Raw genomic sequence first — 13,973 nt, forward strand, 5'->3', positions numbered from 1 at the left:
AAATAGCCGTCAGCCACTGAAAATGCATTTCCATCAAGCGTGATTATTTTCTTCCTGCATCCCAAAAACACGTAAAGCGGGTTTTATCTACCGTCAGTATTAGCTAAACACTCTTAAAACCTTCTTAAAGTCAGAATATAAAACTTGTTCTTATTTCATTAATTGACTGTTAAAGCATATTTAACTAAGTGGTATTTACAAAAAAAGTCCCATTCTGTGCTGCTCCCCCCTTTCATCTACAGTGAAATTTCGTTATGGTGCGCTAACTTAAGCCAAAACTTTATGCATGTTCCGAGGTGTAAATGCGCCCTATCATCAAATCCAACAAGCTGGATAGCGTTTGCTATGACATCCGCGGCCCAGTGCACAAGGAAGCCAGACGTTTAGAAGACGAGGGTCATCGGATCCTCAAACTTAACATTGGTAATCCCGCCCCCTTCGGTTTCGAAGCGCCGGAGGAAATTGTGCGCGATGTGATCCTTAATCTACCCAGTGCGCAAGGCTACTGTGAGTCAAAAGGATTATTCTCTGCCCGCAAGGCCATAGTGCAGCATTATCAAGCCCAAGGGATTTTTGGTGTCGATATCGAAGATATCTATATAGGCAACGGCGTCTCTGAACTCATTATGATGGCGATGCAAGGTTTGCTTAACACCGATGATGAAATTTTAATCCCCTCACCTGACTATCCACTGTGGACGGCGGCTGCCAATCTCGCTGGCGGCAAAGCGGTGCATTATCGTTGTGATGAAGAAGCGGACTGGTTCCCCGATCTCAACGACATTAAAAGTAAGATTTCATCGCGTACCCGCGGTATTGTGCTGATCAACCCAAACAATCCTACAGGCGCGGTTTACAGCAAAGAATTACTGCTGCAAGTGGTTGAGCTTTGCCGTGAACACAGTTTGATTTTATTTGCCGATGAAATTTACGACAAAATTTTGTATGACGAAGCCAAGCATGTTCCTGCGGCTGGCCTGTCGGACGATATTTTAACTGTTACCTTCAATGGTCTATCAAAGGCTTATCGCGCAGCGGGATTTCGCGTCGGTTGGATGATGTTGTCTGGCAATCTTAAAGCCGCGAAGAGCTATATCGAAGGTTTAGAGATGCTCTCTTCGATGCGCCTGTGTGCAAACGTGCCCAATCAACATGCGATTCAAACCGCGCTCGGCGGCTATCAAAGTATTAACGAGCTGATATTACCTAAAGGTCGCCTCACAGTTCAACGGGATGCCTGTTACGAGCTGTTGAATCAAATCCCGGGCGTCAGCGTGAAAAAGCCTAAGGGCGCACTGTATGCTTTCCCTAAACTGGATATGAAGAAATTCAATCTGCGGGATGATGAGCGCTTAGTGCTGGATTTACTCAGAGAAAAGAAAATTTTGTTAGTGCACGGCACCGCCTTTAATTGGCCTGAGCCCGACCATTTACGCGTGGTTTTCTTACCCTATAAAGAAGATCTGAAAAAAGCATTTACCGAGTTTGGCGCCTTCCTCGAAAACTATCGGCAGTAGGTTTAGCCTCGGCTAACGGTTTGAGTCATAAAGCGATCCTAGTGGTCGCTTTATTTTTAGCGATTTTTACAAAATCTCCCGCTCATACTCACGTGTCATCCGAGGCTGTGATAATCTAAGACTTCATTAGCGTCAATACTGCTTATTCAACTCGTGTCACGTCTTCCAATGCAGCTTGTCGCCTTTCTATTCACTCATTAGCAGGCAAACTAAGAGTCATTTATGTGCCGTTTTTAGAACACGAATGACGCTTATCCAACGCTGGCCCTCGAATTAACAGGAAAACTATGAGTCACTTATTTGCCCATTTAGCTCGAATGAAACTTATCCAACGCTGGCCTTTGATGTACAACGTTCGCACTGAAAATGTTCAGGAACACTCGCTACAAGTCGCCATGGTGGCCCATGCACTGGTGATCATCAGCAATAAAAAGTTCGGCACGACGCTTGATCCCCATCAAGCCACGAGCCTGGCGATTTTTCACGATGCCAGTGAAATTCTCACGGGTGACTTACCGACGCCAGTGAAATACTTCAACAAAGAAATCGAAGCCGAGTATAAAAAGATTGAGGCGATTGCCGAGCAGCGCATGCTGGATATGGTGCCTGAGGAATTTAAAGAAGATTATCGCAGTCTGTTCATCAGTGATTACGCCGATCCCATTTACAAGACCATAGTGAAATCCGCCGATACTCTGTGCGCTTACCTTAAATGTCTTGAAGAAAACCGCGCCGGCAACAGTGAATTCAATACCGCCCGTAAGCGTCTCGAAGATATGCTGGCGACAAATCCTGATCCCGCAGTACAGTATTTTATGAGCTGCTTTGTGCCCAGTTTCACCTTGAATTTAGACGAAATTAACAAGATGCTTTGATTTTCCACTCTCGCTAGGAATGCATATGACTTCAAGTGTTTGGCAAGAACGCCGTCATGGTGAAGATAAACAACGGCGTAACGATCACCGCAGCCCTTACCAAAGAGACAGGGCGCGTATTCTCCACTCGGCCGCCTTTCGCCGCCTGCAGGCCAAAACGCAAGTGCTCGGCGTTGGCATGAATGACTTCTATCGCACTCGATTAACCCACTCACTCGAAGTCTCGCAAATTGGCACTGGCATAGCAGCCCAGCTCAGACGCAAATATCCACAGCATAAGCAGCTGCTTTGCTCTATGAGCTTATTAGAGTCCTTATGTTTAGCCCACGATATTGGTCATCCTCCCTTCGGCCACGGCGGCGAAGTGGCATTGAATTACATGATGCGCGACCACGGCGGCTTTGAAGGCAATGGCCAAACTTTTCGAATTCTCTCTAAGCTTGAGCCCTACACATTAGATTTCGGGATGAACTTGTGTCGGCGTACCATGCTCGGGATTTTGAAATACCCCGCGCCGCACTCGAAGCTATTTGTCGCGGGCGAGCATAATGAAATCACCAACCATAGACAGCTCAAGCCGTCACAATGGCCGCCGGTTAAGGGCATTTTCGACGATGATAACGACATCTTCGCTTGGGTGCTTGAGCCGTTATCTGAGGCAGACCGCAGTCGTTTTACATCGACGCAGCAAGGATCACACCCCGCCCTGCACCACTATCCACATCTGCGCACTCAGTTTAAATCCTTCGATTGCTCGATTATGGAACTGGCAGATGATATCGCCTATGCGGTGCACGATCTCGAAGATGCGATCGTGATGGGTATAGTCACGGCATCCCAGTGGCATCAAGATGTTGCGCCGACACTGACCAACAGCGGCGATTCGTGGATACGACAAGAGCTTGCCGATATTGGCAATAAGCTGTTTTCCCATGAGCATCACCTACGTAAAGATGCCATAGGCACCCTCGTTAATGGCTTTGTCACCGCGATTGTTATCTCAGAAGATGACGTGTTTGAAGAACCATTATTACGCTTTAATGCCACCTTAGAGCCGGAATTTGCCATTGCGCTCAATGTGCTCAAGCAACTGGTTTATAAATACGTGATCCGTAAACCTGAGATCCAAATGCTCGAATATAAGGGCCAGCAGATTGTGATGGGCTTATTCGAAGCCTTCGCTTCCGATCCCGAGCGTTTACTGCCACTGAACACCCAAGAGCGCTGGCGCGAAAGTGAGCAACAAGGCTTAAACAGCCACAGAGTCTTGGCGGACTATATTTCGGGAATGACCGATGAGTTTGCGGGGCGACTGTATCAACAGCTATTTAGCCCAAAAGCGGGTTCGAATGTGGAACTGAGTAAGGAAATGTAGCCAAGCAGACATTGCGCAGCCCGACTTGCTGTAAAACCAGACAGTTTGTAAATGTGCGAATTTCTATAAAAGCTAGACTTTCTATAGCGCCAGCTATCGCAGACATTCTTTATCAAAGGCTAAAGATGAAAGACAAAAAACCACCTTGCGGTGGTTTTTTTTGTCGCTATTTCAAGCTCGATTTATAAAGCGCCGATGGCGTCTTTACAAAGTTGAGTGATACGATCCCAATCGCCGTGTTCCATTGCATCCGTTGGCGCAATCCAGCTACCACCAATACAATCGACGTTTTTCAGCGCTAAATAATCTTTATAGCTGCTTGGCGTAATGCCACCTGTTGGGCAGAAGCGAATATCCGCAAGCGGACCCGAGAAGGCTTTCAGTGCATCCACACCACCCGAAGCTTCAGCTGGGAAAAATTTAAAGTGGGTGTAACCAAGCGCCATACCCGTCATCACTTCTGAAATGCTCGCAACGCCTGGGATCAATGGTACAGGACCATGCATACCGGCTTTTAGCAGTTCAACCGTCGCGCCTGGGGTAATAATAAACTGCGCACCAGCGGCAATCGCAAGATCAAGCTGAGCTTCGTTTAAGATAGTACCCGCGCCCACTAAGGCCTCTGGCACTTCTTTGGCGATTTTAGTGATAGCTTCGAGTGCGCAAGGTGTACGCAAAGTCACTTCTAACACGCTAATGCCGCCGGCAACCAGTGCTCGCGCTAATGGCACCGCATGTTCAATCTTGTTAATCACCATAACAGGAACAATAGGGCTGCGTTTAAAAATATCTTGTGGCTGTAGTGACCAGTTATTCTCAAGCATTGCGTTATTCTTCCTTTGTATTAATAAAGTTCATCGATGGCATTAGTACAACGCGCACCAGTTTCTGGACTGCTTAGATTGGAACGTAGTGCACTAAATAACTCGCGGCCCATGCCATAACGTGAGCGATGTAAATCGACTATTCCGGCGGTTCTGGTGGCAAGTTCTGCTTCAGAAACAAGCAGGCTCAGTTCACCTGTTAACGCATCGACACGGATCAAGTCGCCATCTTTGACTTTGGCAATTAAGCCGCCATCTAAGGCTTCCGGCGTCAAGTGAATGGCCGCGGGGACTTTACCCGACGCGCCAGACATACGACCGTCGGTCAGCAGCGCGACTTTAAAGCCTTTGTCCTGAAGCGTACCCAATAATGGGGTTAACTTGTGCAGTTCTGGCATACCGTTGGCTTTCGGCCCTTGGCCTTTAACCACAACTACACAATCTCTATCCAGAGCCCCTGCTTGGAACAAGGCATCGAGTTTGTTTTGATCGTCAATGACTAACGCTGGCGCTTCAACGACACGATGTTGTTCTTGTACCGCTGATACTTTGATTACAGCGCGGCCCAAGTTACCTTTCAGTAATTTCAAACCACCATTGCCTTGGAAAGGCGATGCGACTGAAGTCAACACTTCAGTATCTAAACTTGTTGTAGGGCCATCGACCCAGCGAAGTTCACCGTCGAGCAGTTTTGGCTCTTGGGTATAACGGCGTAAACCAAAGCCCGCAACGGTATTCACATCTTCATGCAATAGACCCGCATCAAGTAATTCTTTGATTAAGTACGCCATGCCGCCTGCTGCGTGGAAATGGTTGATATCGGCGTGACCGTTTGGATACACGCGCGCCACTAATGGCACGGCATCGGATAATTCAGAAAAATCATCCCAATTCACGATAATACCGGCAGCTCTAGCCGCGGCGACGATGTGCATAGTCAAGTTAGTAGAACCGCCGGTAGCCAAGAGCGCCACAATGCCGTTAACCACAGACTTTTCACTGACCACTTCACCAATTGGGGTATATTGAGTACCCATTTCGGTTAAACGACACACTTGCTTAGCGGCCATCTTGTTTAAGGCTTCGCGCAGTGGATCATCAGGATTCACAAATGACGAGCCTGGTAACTGCAGCCCCATCACTTCAAGCATCAGCTGATTCGAGTTTGCAGTGCCGTAGAAAGTACAGGTTCCTGCACTGTGGTAAGACTGGGCTTCAGCTTCTAACAGCTGCGCGCGATCCACTTTACCTTGGGCAAATTGTTGACGAATACGGGCTTTTTCTTTGTTCGGGATACCTGATTTCATCGGCCCAGCGGGCACGAATAACATAGGTAAATGACCAAAGCTTAAGGCGCCGATAAGTAAACCTGGAACGATTTTATCGCAAATGCCAAGCAGTAAAGCGCCATCAAACATGTTGTGAGACAAGCCCACAGCCGTTGCCATAGCAATCACTTCACGACTCAGTAAGCTCAATTCCATACCGGGTTGACCTTGAGTCACACCGTCACACATGGCCGGAACACCGCCTGCCACTTGTGCAACACTGCCGACTTCCTGACAGGCTTTTTTCAGCAATTCAGGATAGCTTTCATAGGGTTGGTGCGCAGATAACATGTCGTTAAATGCCGTCACTATGCCAATGTTCGCTTTATTCAATTGACGCAATGCATTTTTGTCGTCTGGATTACAGGCGGCAAAACCATGGGCTAAGTTGCCACAGCTCAATGAGCTACGGTGTACACCATGGTTACGGGCATCATTCAATGCGGCGAGATAACCTTCACGTGACGCTTTGCTACGGGCAATAATTCTGTCGGTAACAGCTTGAACTACTGAGTGCATCTTGACTCCTTAAGCGCTCCAGAACACATCAACGGGCGTTTTACGCTGCGCTAATACGGCTCTGATAGGCATAGCATGGACATCATCACTTTCTAACGCTTGACGATATACGGATAATTTCTGTTCCCCGACCAAGTGCAGATAAATTTGTCTGCTGTTCAGAATCGCACTCTTAGAGAGCGTTATTCTGCCGTGGGGCGCTGTGGTGGGGTTAGTCGCCACGCACAGGGCTTGGGTTGTGAGCGCATTTTCAAGCTCAGCGCTACAGGGAAACCAAGAACATGTATGACCATCGTTACCCATGCCTAATACCACCACATCAAAAGGACGCGGGAAATTAGACAAAGACTCGGCGGCCATATCGGCGCCCGCTTCTGCGGTCGAAAACATGTTTTTTAAACCGCGGAATTTGGCATTCGACGCGCGGTTTTGTAATAAATGTTCACGCACTAGACGTTCATTAGAAGCATCGGCGTCGGCTTCAACCCAGCGCTCATCGGCGAGAGTGATATAAACATCACTCCAATCGATGGACTTCATGCTCAATAGTTGAAATAACTTAAGCGGCGTCGAACCACCGGAAACCACTAGGCTCGCTTTTCCGCGGGCATCGACGGCTTCCTGTAACTGGCTCGCAATCTTGCTGGCCAGTTGCTGTTCTAACGCACTTGGCGTATCGAAAGATTTGAATACGGTTTCTTTAATCATCAAAGTCTCCTACTCGTCCCACGAACGGCCATCTTTGGTGATCAAAGCAACTGACGCAACTGGACCCCAAGTACCCGCAGGATAAGGTTTTGGTTTTTCGTTACTTTGTTCCCACGATTGGATAATGCCATCCACCCAAGTCCATGCCTGTTCGACTTCATCGCGGCGCACGAATAGCGCTTGATTACCGAGCATAGCTTCGAGTAATAGACGCTCGTAGGCATCGGCGATACGTTCATTTTTGAAGGTATCGGAGAAACTCAAATCGAGTTTAGTGGTTTGTAGACGTTGTTTTTGCTCCAATCCTGGCACTTTGTTCATCATCTGGATTTCAACCCCTTCATGGGGTTGCAGACGAATAGTCAGCTTGTTGGGTGGCAGATTACGGTAGCTTGAGCGATACAAGTTATGCGGTGGGTTTTTGAAATATACCACAATTTCAGAGCTCTTAAACGGCATACGTTTACCGCTACGTAAATAGAAAGGCACGCCCGCCCAACGCCAGTTGTCGATATCCACACGAATCGCCACGAAGGTTTCTGTGTGTGATTGAAGGTTGGCGCCTTCCTCTTCTAAATAACCCGGTACTGGGCTGCCCTTTAAGAAGCCTGCGCTGTACTGACCGCGTACGGTATTTTCATACACATTGTCAGAATTAATCGGACGCAGTGATTTAAGCACTTTAACTTTTTCATCACGGATGCTGTCAGCGTCTAAGTTGACCGGTGGATCCATAGCAACGAGCGTTAACACTTGCAGCAAATGGTTTTGGATCATGTCGCGCATCTGACCCGCTTTGTCGAAGTAACCCCAACGGCCTTCGATACCCACTTCTTCTGCTACTGTGATCTGGACGTGGTCAATCGTACGGTTGTCCCACTTAGAGGCAAATAAAGAGTTCGCAAAACGCAGGGCAATCAAGTTCTGTACGGTTTCTTTACCTAAGTAATGGTCGATACGGTAAACCTGACGTTCTTTGAAGTAAGCGGAAACTTGATCATTGATAACGCGAGAAGAGTCTAAATCTGAGCCGATTGGCTTTTCGAGCACCACGCGTGAATCAGGATGGATAAGATCTTGTTCATGCAAACAACGGCAAATGTCGCCGAATATCGCCGGTGGCGTAGCAAAGTAACTGACCATGACGCGCTCTTCTGGTTTGAGCAGTTCATGGAAGGCACTGTAGCCCGCTGAATCGGTAAAGTTAGTGCCTATATAGTGGCAGCGGGACAGGAAACGTTGGAGAGTCTCTTCGCACAAAGGCTCTTTCACGAAGGTATTTAATGCAAGCGTGACTAATTCGATAAACTCATCTTGAGTAAACTCGTCTTTCGCGACACCGATCACTTTCGTATCTTTATCGAGAAGTTCAGCTTTATCTAGCTGGTATAAAGAAGGTAACAACTTGCGTCGTGCCAAATCGCCTTTAGTACCAAAGAGTACGAAGTCACAAGCTTTGGCGCCTGATGTTGTTTTGCCCATTGCGTTACGATCTCCTTTGTATGTCGTGTCCCTTCATGTCGATGAAGAAATCCACACTTTTGTTGTAATATAACAACAGAATTTGTTAAATGCATCTATTTTTATAAATATTAACATTCTAGCTAACTAGGCACTTACAGCATTAATCTGATATGCTTTTTGTGCTTAAATTACTGAAGCTAGTAAAGTCTTATTTCAAAATTGTACTGAAAAGTTACTACATAGAGTCTCTTTGTGGGCCGCCAGCCTTGATCTGTCTCCACAAAACAAAAATAAATAAAATTACATTCTCAATTTAGCGGACATACGCGTATGAATACCCTAGAAAAGGTTCAAAAAAGCCTCACCCATTTTAGTAAATCAGAACGCAAAGTTGCAGAGGTGATCTTAGCATCACCACAGACAGCTATACATTCTAGCATCGCCACACTGGCTAAGATGGCAGATGTCAGTGAACCTACTGTGAATCGTTTCTGCCGCCGCTTAGATACTAAAGGCTTCCCTGATTTTAAGTTACATCTAGCGCAAAGTCTTGCGAACGGTACTCCTTATGTGAGCCGCCACGTTGAAGAAGATGATTCGACTGAGTCGTATACGACAAAAATCTTTGAATCTTCAATGGCTTCACTTGATACCGCACGTCAAAGTTTAGATATTTCAGCCATAAACAAAGCGGTTGATATACTCACTCAAGCTAAGACTATTTCCTTTTTCGGCCTAGGCGCATCCGCTTCTGTTGCCCATGACGCCCAAAATAAATTCTTCCGCTTTAATGTGCCTGTCATCTGTTTTGACGATGTTCTAATGCAACGCATGAGCTGTATCAACAGCAATGAAGGTGATGTTGTTGTATTAATTTCCCACACAGGCCGCACTAAGTCATTGATTGAGATAGCACGTTTAGCAAGAGAAAACGGTGCAGCTGTGATTGGTATTACCGCCCGCAACTCGCCTTTGTCGATGGAATGTACGCTGCCCGTGACAATGGAAGTGCCAGAAGATACCGACATGTATTTACCTATGGCCTCGCGTTTAGCCCAATTAGTCACTATAGATGTATTGGCAACCGGCTTTACCTTACGTAGAGGCCCACGTTTCCGCGATAATTTGAAACGAGTGAAAGAGGTGTTAAAAGAGTCTCGCATCAATAAAGATCCGATACTGTAACTCACTTCCTTTTCTAAAAATGGCTAGTGTTGATCCTTAACCTAGCCATTTATCGTGCAAATATCAGCGATACCTCACAATTTTCATACATAACTTTAGATCAATTTGATTGTAACTTTACTACATAATCTGGAATTGCATGGTAATATAGGCCCAAGATTTTTTTTAACTTTAACGGAGTATCCTTATGTTCCGCAGAACCAAAATCGTCACCACTCTAGGTCCCGCTACCGATCGTGATGATAATCTACGCCGCATCATCGCGGCAGGTGCAAACGTTGTACGTCTTAATTTCTCCCACGGTTCCCCAGAAGATCACTTAAAACGAGCCACTCAAGCGCGCGAAATCGCTAAAGAGTTGGGCGTTCATGTGGCTATTTTGGGTGACTTACAAGGCCCTAAAATCCGCGTTTCTACTTTCAAAGACAATAAGAAAGTGCAACTGGTGTTAGGTCAAGCCTACGTGCTTGATGCCGAGTTAGCAAAAGGTGAAGGCGACGAGACCCAAGTGGGTATCGATTACAAGCAATTGCCTGACGATGTGACTGTTGGCGATATCTTGATGTTAGATGATGGCCGTGTTCAATTACGTGTTGAGCGTGTTGAAGGCCGTAAAGTGCACACCACAGTGACTGTGGCTGGCCCTTTATCTAACAACAAAGGTATTAACAAGCAAGGCGGCGGACTTTCTGCTGCAGCGCTGACCGAAAAAGACAAAGCTGACATTCTGACTGCGGCATTGATCCAAGTGGATTATTTAGCCGTCTCGTTCCCACGCAGTGGTGCTGATTTAGATTACGCCCGTGATCTTGCCCGTCAAGCCGGTTGTAACGCCTTGATCGTGGCTAAAGTTGAACGCGCTGAAGCCGTTGCGACCGATGCGGCTATGGATGATGTGATCTTAGCATCTGACGTTGTCATGGTTGCCCGTGGTGACTTAGGTGTTGAAATTGGTGATGCTGCACTCGTTGCAGTGCAGAAGAAGTTAATCGCCCGTTCACGCCAACTGAACAAAGTCGTCATCACGGCCACTCAGATGATGGAATCGATGATTTCAAGCCCAATGCCAACCCGCGCCGAAGTGATGGACGTGGCAAACGCAGTGCTTGATGGTACCGATGCTGTGATGTTATCAGCTGAAACCGCTGCCGGTGACTTCCCAGAAGAAACCGTTAAGGCAATGGCAAACGTCTGTGTTGGCGCAGAGTCTCACCCAAGTGTGATTGTGTCTAAGCATAGATTAGATGTGCGTTTCACTTCAGTTGAAGAAACGATTGCACTATCGACTATGTATGCCGCTAACCACCTTGAAGGCGTTAAGGCAATTATTGCTTTGACTGAATCGGGTGCGACACCACAATTGATGTCACGCATCAGTTCTGCACTGCCGATCTTAGGTTTATCACGTCACGCGACAACGCTGGCTAAAATGGCTTTGTACCGCGGCGTGTTACCAATCTACTTCGATTCAACTATCCACCCAGCTGATGAGCTAGCGCAAAAAGCGTTAGAAGCATTAACAGCTGCAGGTTATTTGAACAGCGGTGATATGGTGCTGATGACCAAAGGCGATGCAATGGAAACGATTGGCGGCACTAACACCTGTAAAGTGTTGATCGTTGCTTAAATTGCTTTAGCTTTATCTAACGACTAAAGCGCGTTAGAAAAAAGCCAATAAAAAACCACCTTATGAAGGTGGTTTTTTTATATCTGCAGTTCTCTGTAAATGCTGTTATCTGTGACTGCTGATTTCAGTTGGTGCTAATTTGTCGTTCTCTCATTGCTGAGGGAAATCCAAACGGCCCTATCGCCCAAGCGGAGTAATCATTGAACTTAATACCGCTTAGACCAGACCGTACTAACATTAAACGCTAACATCAAACACTAGCAATCACTATAACGCTTCGAAATCATTCACATTAATTGCCGCTAAGCGCAGCTTATCAGCATGCTGCAATTTCTGCTCTTCATCGGCAGTGATAACGCCTGTCTCGAGTGCTTTTGCAAACAAGACGAGATTAGGCACTTTGGCTGGCAGTTCACCGGCACGCTGCGCTTTCTTCAGCTTTTTATAAATATCTTTACAGGCATATTGCGCAACAAATGCTTGCTCAACTTCTGCAATACCGCCTTTATCTCCTTCAAATTCAGGACATAGGAAGGTAATACGGTCACGAGCAGGGCCAGGCTTCAACATGCCGCCGACTAAATCGGTCGCCATTTTATCGCTCGGCGCATTGAAGTGATTACCCAGCGGGAAGATTAAGCCGCGCAGTAACCATGCCACAGGACGGCTCGGGAAGTTACGGATCGTGTCTTCCAGTGCTTTAGCCGCTAAGTGCAAACGATTGGCCATGACGTAACGTACCGCTGGTAAATCGTCCTGTTGACGGCCATTGTCTTCAAATAGCTTCAAGGTTGCTGAGCCTAAATACAACTGGCTGAGCACATCGCCCATACGTGCCGACAGCATTTCTTTGCGTTTTAAATCGCCGCCCATGATCAGCATGGATAAATCTGTCATTAAGGCTAACGCAGACGAAATACGCGACATATCTTTATAGTACTGCTTAGTTTCACCGCTCACTGGCGCACTGCCAAAACGGCTACCACTTAAGGCACTAAACAACGCACTGAAAGCATTACGCGTGGCATAACCCATGTGGCCCATTAATAGCGCATCAAAACGCTCTAAGGCTTCATGTTGGTTTTCCATCGCTGCGGCTTCCATTTCGGCAAGCACGTAAGGATGGCAGCGAGTCGCACCTTGACCAAAAATCATCAAGGAGCGGGTTAGAATGTTCGCGCCTTCCACAGTGATCGAAATTGGATTCGACATATAAGGGTGGCCTAAATAGTTTTTAGGTCCTAATTGAATGCCCTTACCTGATTGAATATCCATCGCATCGTTCATCACAGAACGGCCTAATTCAGTCATATGGTACTTAGCAATGGCAGTCACAACCGAAGGTTTCACTTTAAGATCGATACCCGTAGTTGTTAAACGACGCGCAGCTTCCAACTGATAAGTGTTGGCAATAATACGTGCCAGCGCTTCTTGCACTCCTTCAAACTGGCCAATCGCCATACCAAACTGATGACGCACGTAGCTGTAAGCCGTTGTCGTCTTTGTCGCCATGTGACCTGACGCCGTTGCCAATGCTGGCAATGAAATACCGCGGCCCGCCGACAAACACTCAACCAGCATACGCCAGCCTTTACCGGCAAATTCAGGGCCACCGATAATCCAATCCAGCGGGATAAATACTTCTTTGCCTTGAGTAGTACCGTTCATAAACGCCATGCCCAGCGGATTATGTCGACGACCAATCACCACACCAGGATGATCCGTTGGGATCAACGCACAGGTAATGCCTAAGTTTTTCTTATCACCAAGCAGACCTTCAGGATCGCGCATTTGGAACGCTAAACCCAGAACCGTCGCCACTGGCGCCAGCGTGATATAACGTTTATCCCAAGTCAGTTTTAGCCCGAGCATCTCTTCGCCATTAAAGGTATCACGGCACACAATACCCACATCTGGGATAGCGCCGGCATCACTGCCCGCTTCTGGACCGGTTAACGCAAAACAAGGAATTTCATCGCCTTTAGCTAAAGCAGGTAACCAGCGCTCTTTCTGCTCGCTCGTACCATAGTGGGTCAACAACTCACCAGGGCCTAAAGAGTTCGGTACCATGACAGTCACAGCAGCGCTTACGCTGCGGCTGGCTAATTTGCTGACAATGGTAGAGTTAGCATAGGCAGAGAAAGCTTTACCACCGAATTTCTTCGGAATAATCAGGGCGAAGAAGCCTTCTTTCTTAAAGTATTCCCACAACTCTGGCGGTAAATCTTTACGGTTATGCACTATGTCGAAATCATCGATCATCGTCAGGGCTGTCATGACTTGATTATCGATAAAGTCTTTTTCTTCAGCGGTCAGCGTCGGCTTACCGTAGCTGTGCAAGGTATTCCAGTTAGGATTTCCGCGGAATAACTCCCCTTCCCACCAGACATCACCAGCTTCCATCGCTTCGCGCTCGGTATCTGAAAGTGGCGGCAAGACCTTCTTGAAAAAACTAAAAACTGGGCGGGTAATAAACTGCATCCGGATATTTTTCACCGCAAACAACACGACAATGGCTATCAGGGCAAGAATTATAATCGTCAACATTATC

The 13,973-nt window shown here is 47.0% G+C and carries 10 protein-coding genes; 5 read left to right on the plus strand and 5 right to left on the minus strand.

Going from position 1 to position 13,973, the window contains the following annotated elements; translation table 11 throughout:
* Positions 1-302 precede the first annotated feature (302 nt).
* The 3 genes from DYH48_RS09850 to DYH48_RS09860 all read left to right on the plus strand — a co-directional run bounded on the left by DYH48_RS09850 (position 303) and on the right by DYH48_RS09860 (position 3,767).
* A complete protein-coding gene (locus DYH48_RS09850) occupies positions 303-1,517 on the plus strand; it encodes a pyridoxal phosphate-dependent aminotransferase (protein ID WP_006081570.1) in 1,215 nt (404 codons plus the stop codon).
* Between the two features lie 287 nt (positions 1,518-1,804).
* Complete coding sequence (yfbR, locus tag DYH48_RS09855; protein WP_115334657.1) at positions 1,805-2,392, plus strand: 5'-deoxynucleotidase; 588 nt, start codon at positions 1,805-1,807, stop codon at positions 2,390-2,392.
* A 25-nt stretch (positions 2,393-2,417) separates the two neighbouring features.
* Positions 2,418-3,767: an anti-phage deoxyguanosine triphosphatase gene (locus DYH48_RS09860; protein WP_071939812.1), complete on the plus strand. Its 1,350-nt coding sequence runs from the start codon at positions 2,418-2,420 to the stop codon at positions 3,765-3,767.
* Between the two features lie 182 nt (positions 3,768-3,949).
* Here the strand turns inward: DYH48_RS09860 and DYH48_RS09865 are convergent, their stop codons facing one another.
* Genes DYH48_RS09865 through zwf form a run of 4 tightly spaced genes read right to left on the minus strand, consistent with a single transcriptional unit; the run spans position 3,950 to position 8,628 of the window.
* Positions 3,950-4,591, minus strand: coding sequence for a bifunctional 4-hydroxy-2-oxoglutarate aldolase/2-dehydro-3-deoxy-phosphogluconate aldolase (locus DYH48_RS09865; RefSeq protein WP_006081567.1), 642 nt, complete (start codon positions 4,589-4,591; stop codon positions 3,950-3,952).
* 20 nt (positions 4,592-4,611) lie between these two features.
* On the minus strand, positions 4,612-6,438 hold the full coding sequence (gene edd / locus DYH48_RS09870) for a phosphogluconate dehydratase (RefSeq protein WP_115334658.1): 1,827 nt from the start codon (positions 6,436-6,438) through the stop codon (positions 4,612-4,614).
* A 9-nt stretch (positions 6,439-6,447) separates the two neighbouring features.
* A complete protein-coding gene (gene pgl, locus DYH48_RS09875; RefSeq protein ID WP_006081565.1) occupies positions 6,448-7,146 on the minus strand; it encodes a 6-phosphogluconolactonase in 699 nt (232 codons plus the stop codon).
* 9 nt (positions 7,147-7,155) lie between these two features.
* Positions 7,156-8,628, minus strand: a complete 1,473-nt coding sequence (gene zwf / locus DYH48_RS09880) for a glucose-6-phosphate dehydrogenase (protein ID WP_006081564.1) — start codon at positions 8,626-8,628, stop codon at positions 7,156-7,158.
* Positions 8,629-8,940: 312 nt separating this feature from the next.
* Here zwf and DYH48_RS09885 point away from each other — a divergent pair, with 312 nt between their 5' ends.
* Positions 8,941-9,795, plus strand: a complete 855-nt coding sequence (locus DYH48_RS09885) for a MurR/RpiR family transcriptional regulator (protein ID WP_006081563.1) — start codon at positions 8,941-8,943, stop codon at positions 9,793-9,795.
* 187 nt (positions 9,796-9,982) lie between these two features.
* A complete protein-coding gene (gene pyk, locus DYH48_RS09890; RefSeq protein ID WP_006081562.1) occupies positions 9,983-11,422 on the plus strand; it encodes a pyruvate kinase in 1,440 nt (479 codons plus the stop codon).
* 267 nt (positions 11,423-11,689) lie between these two features.
* Here pyk and DYH48_RS09895 read toward each other — a convergent pair whose 3' ends face one another.
* Positions 11,690-13,969, minus strand: a complete 2,280-nt coding sequence (locus DYH48_RS09895) for an acyl-CoA dehydrogenase (RefSeq protein WP_115334659.1) — start codon at positions 13,967-13,969, stop codon at positions 11,690-11,692.
* Between the last annotated feature and the right edge of the window lie 4 nt (positions 13,970-13,973).

Source organism: Shewanella baltica (assembly GCF_900456975.1).
Lineage (GTDB): Bacteria > Pseudomonadota > Gammaproteobacteria > Enterobacterales > Shewanellaceae > Shewanella > Shewanella baltica.

Bases quoted from the DNA above. Each gene is read 5' to 3' on its own strand.
- DYH48_RS09885 (WP_006081563.1), top strand. From the start codon at position 8,941: ATGAATACCCTAGAAAAGGTTCAAAAAAGCCTCACCCATTTTAGTAAA.
- pyk (WP_006081562.1), top strand. From the start codon at position 9,983: ATGTTCCGCAGAACCAAAATCGTCACCACTCTAGGTCCCGCTACCGAT.
- DYH48_RS09895 (WP_115334659.1), bottom strand. From the start codon at position 13,969: ATGTTGACGATTATAATTCTTGCCCTGATAGCCATTGTCGTGTTGTTT.
- edd (WP_115334658.1), bottom strand. From the start codon at position 6,438: ATGCACTCAGTAGTTCAAGCTGTTACCGACAGAATTATTGCCCGTAGC.
- pgl (WP_006081565.1), bottom strand. From the start codon at position 7,146: ATGATTAAAGAAACCGTATTCAAATCTTTCGATACGCCAAGTGCGTTA.
- yfbR (WP_115334657.1), top strand. From the start codon at position 1,805: ATGAGTCACTTATTTGCCCATTTAGCTCGAATGAAACTTATCCAACGC.
- zwf (WP_006081564.1), bottom strand. From the start codon at position 8,628: ATGGGCAAAACAACATCAGGCGCCAAAGCTTGTGACTTCGTACTCTTT.
- DYH48_RS09865 (WP_006081567.1), bottom strand. From the start codon at position 4,591: ATGCTTGAGAATAACTGGTCACTACAGCCACAAGATATTTTTAAACGC.
- DYH48_RS09860 (WP_071939812.1), top strand. From the start codon at position 2,418: ATGACTTCAAGTGTTTGGCAAGAACGCCGTCATGGTGAAGATAAACAA.
- DYH48_RS09850 (WP_006081570.1), top strand. From the start codon at position 303: ATGCGCCCTATCATCAAATCCAACAAGCTGGATAGCGTTTGCTATGAC.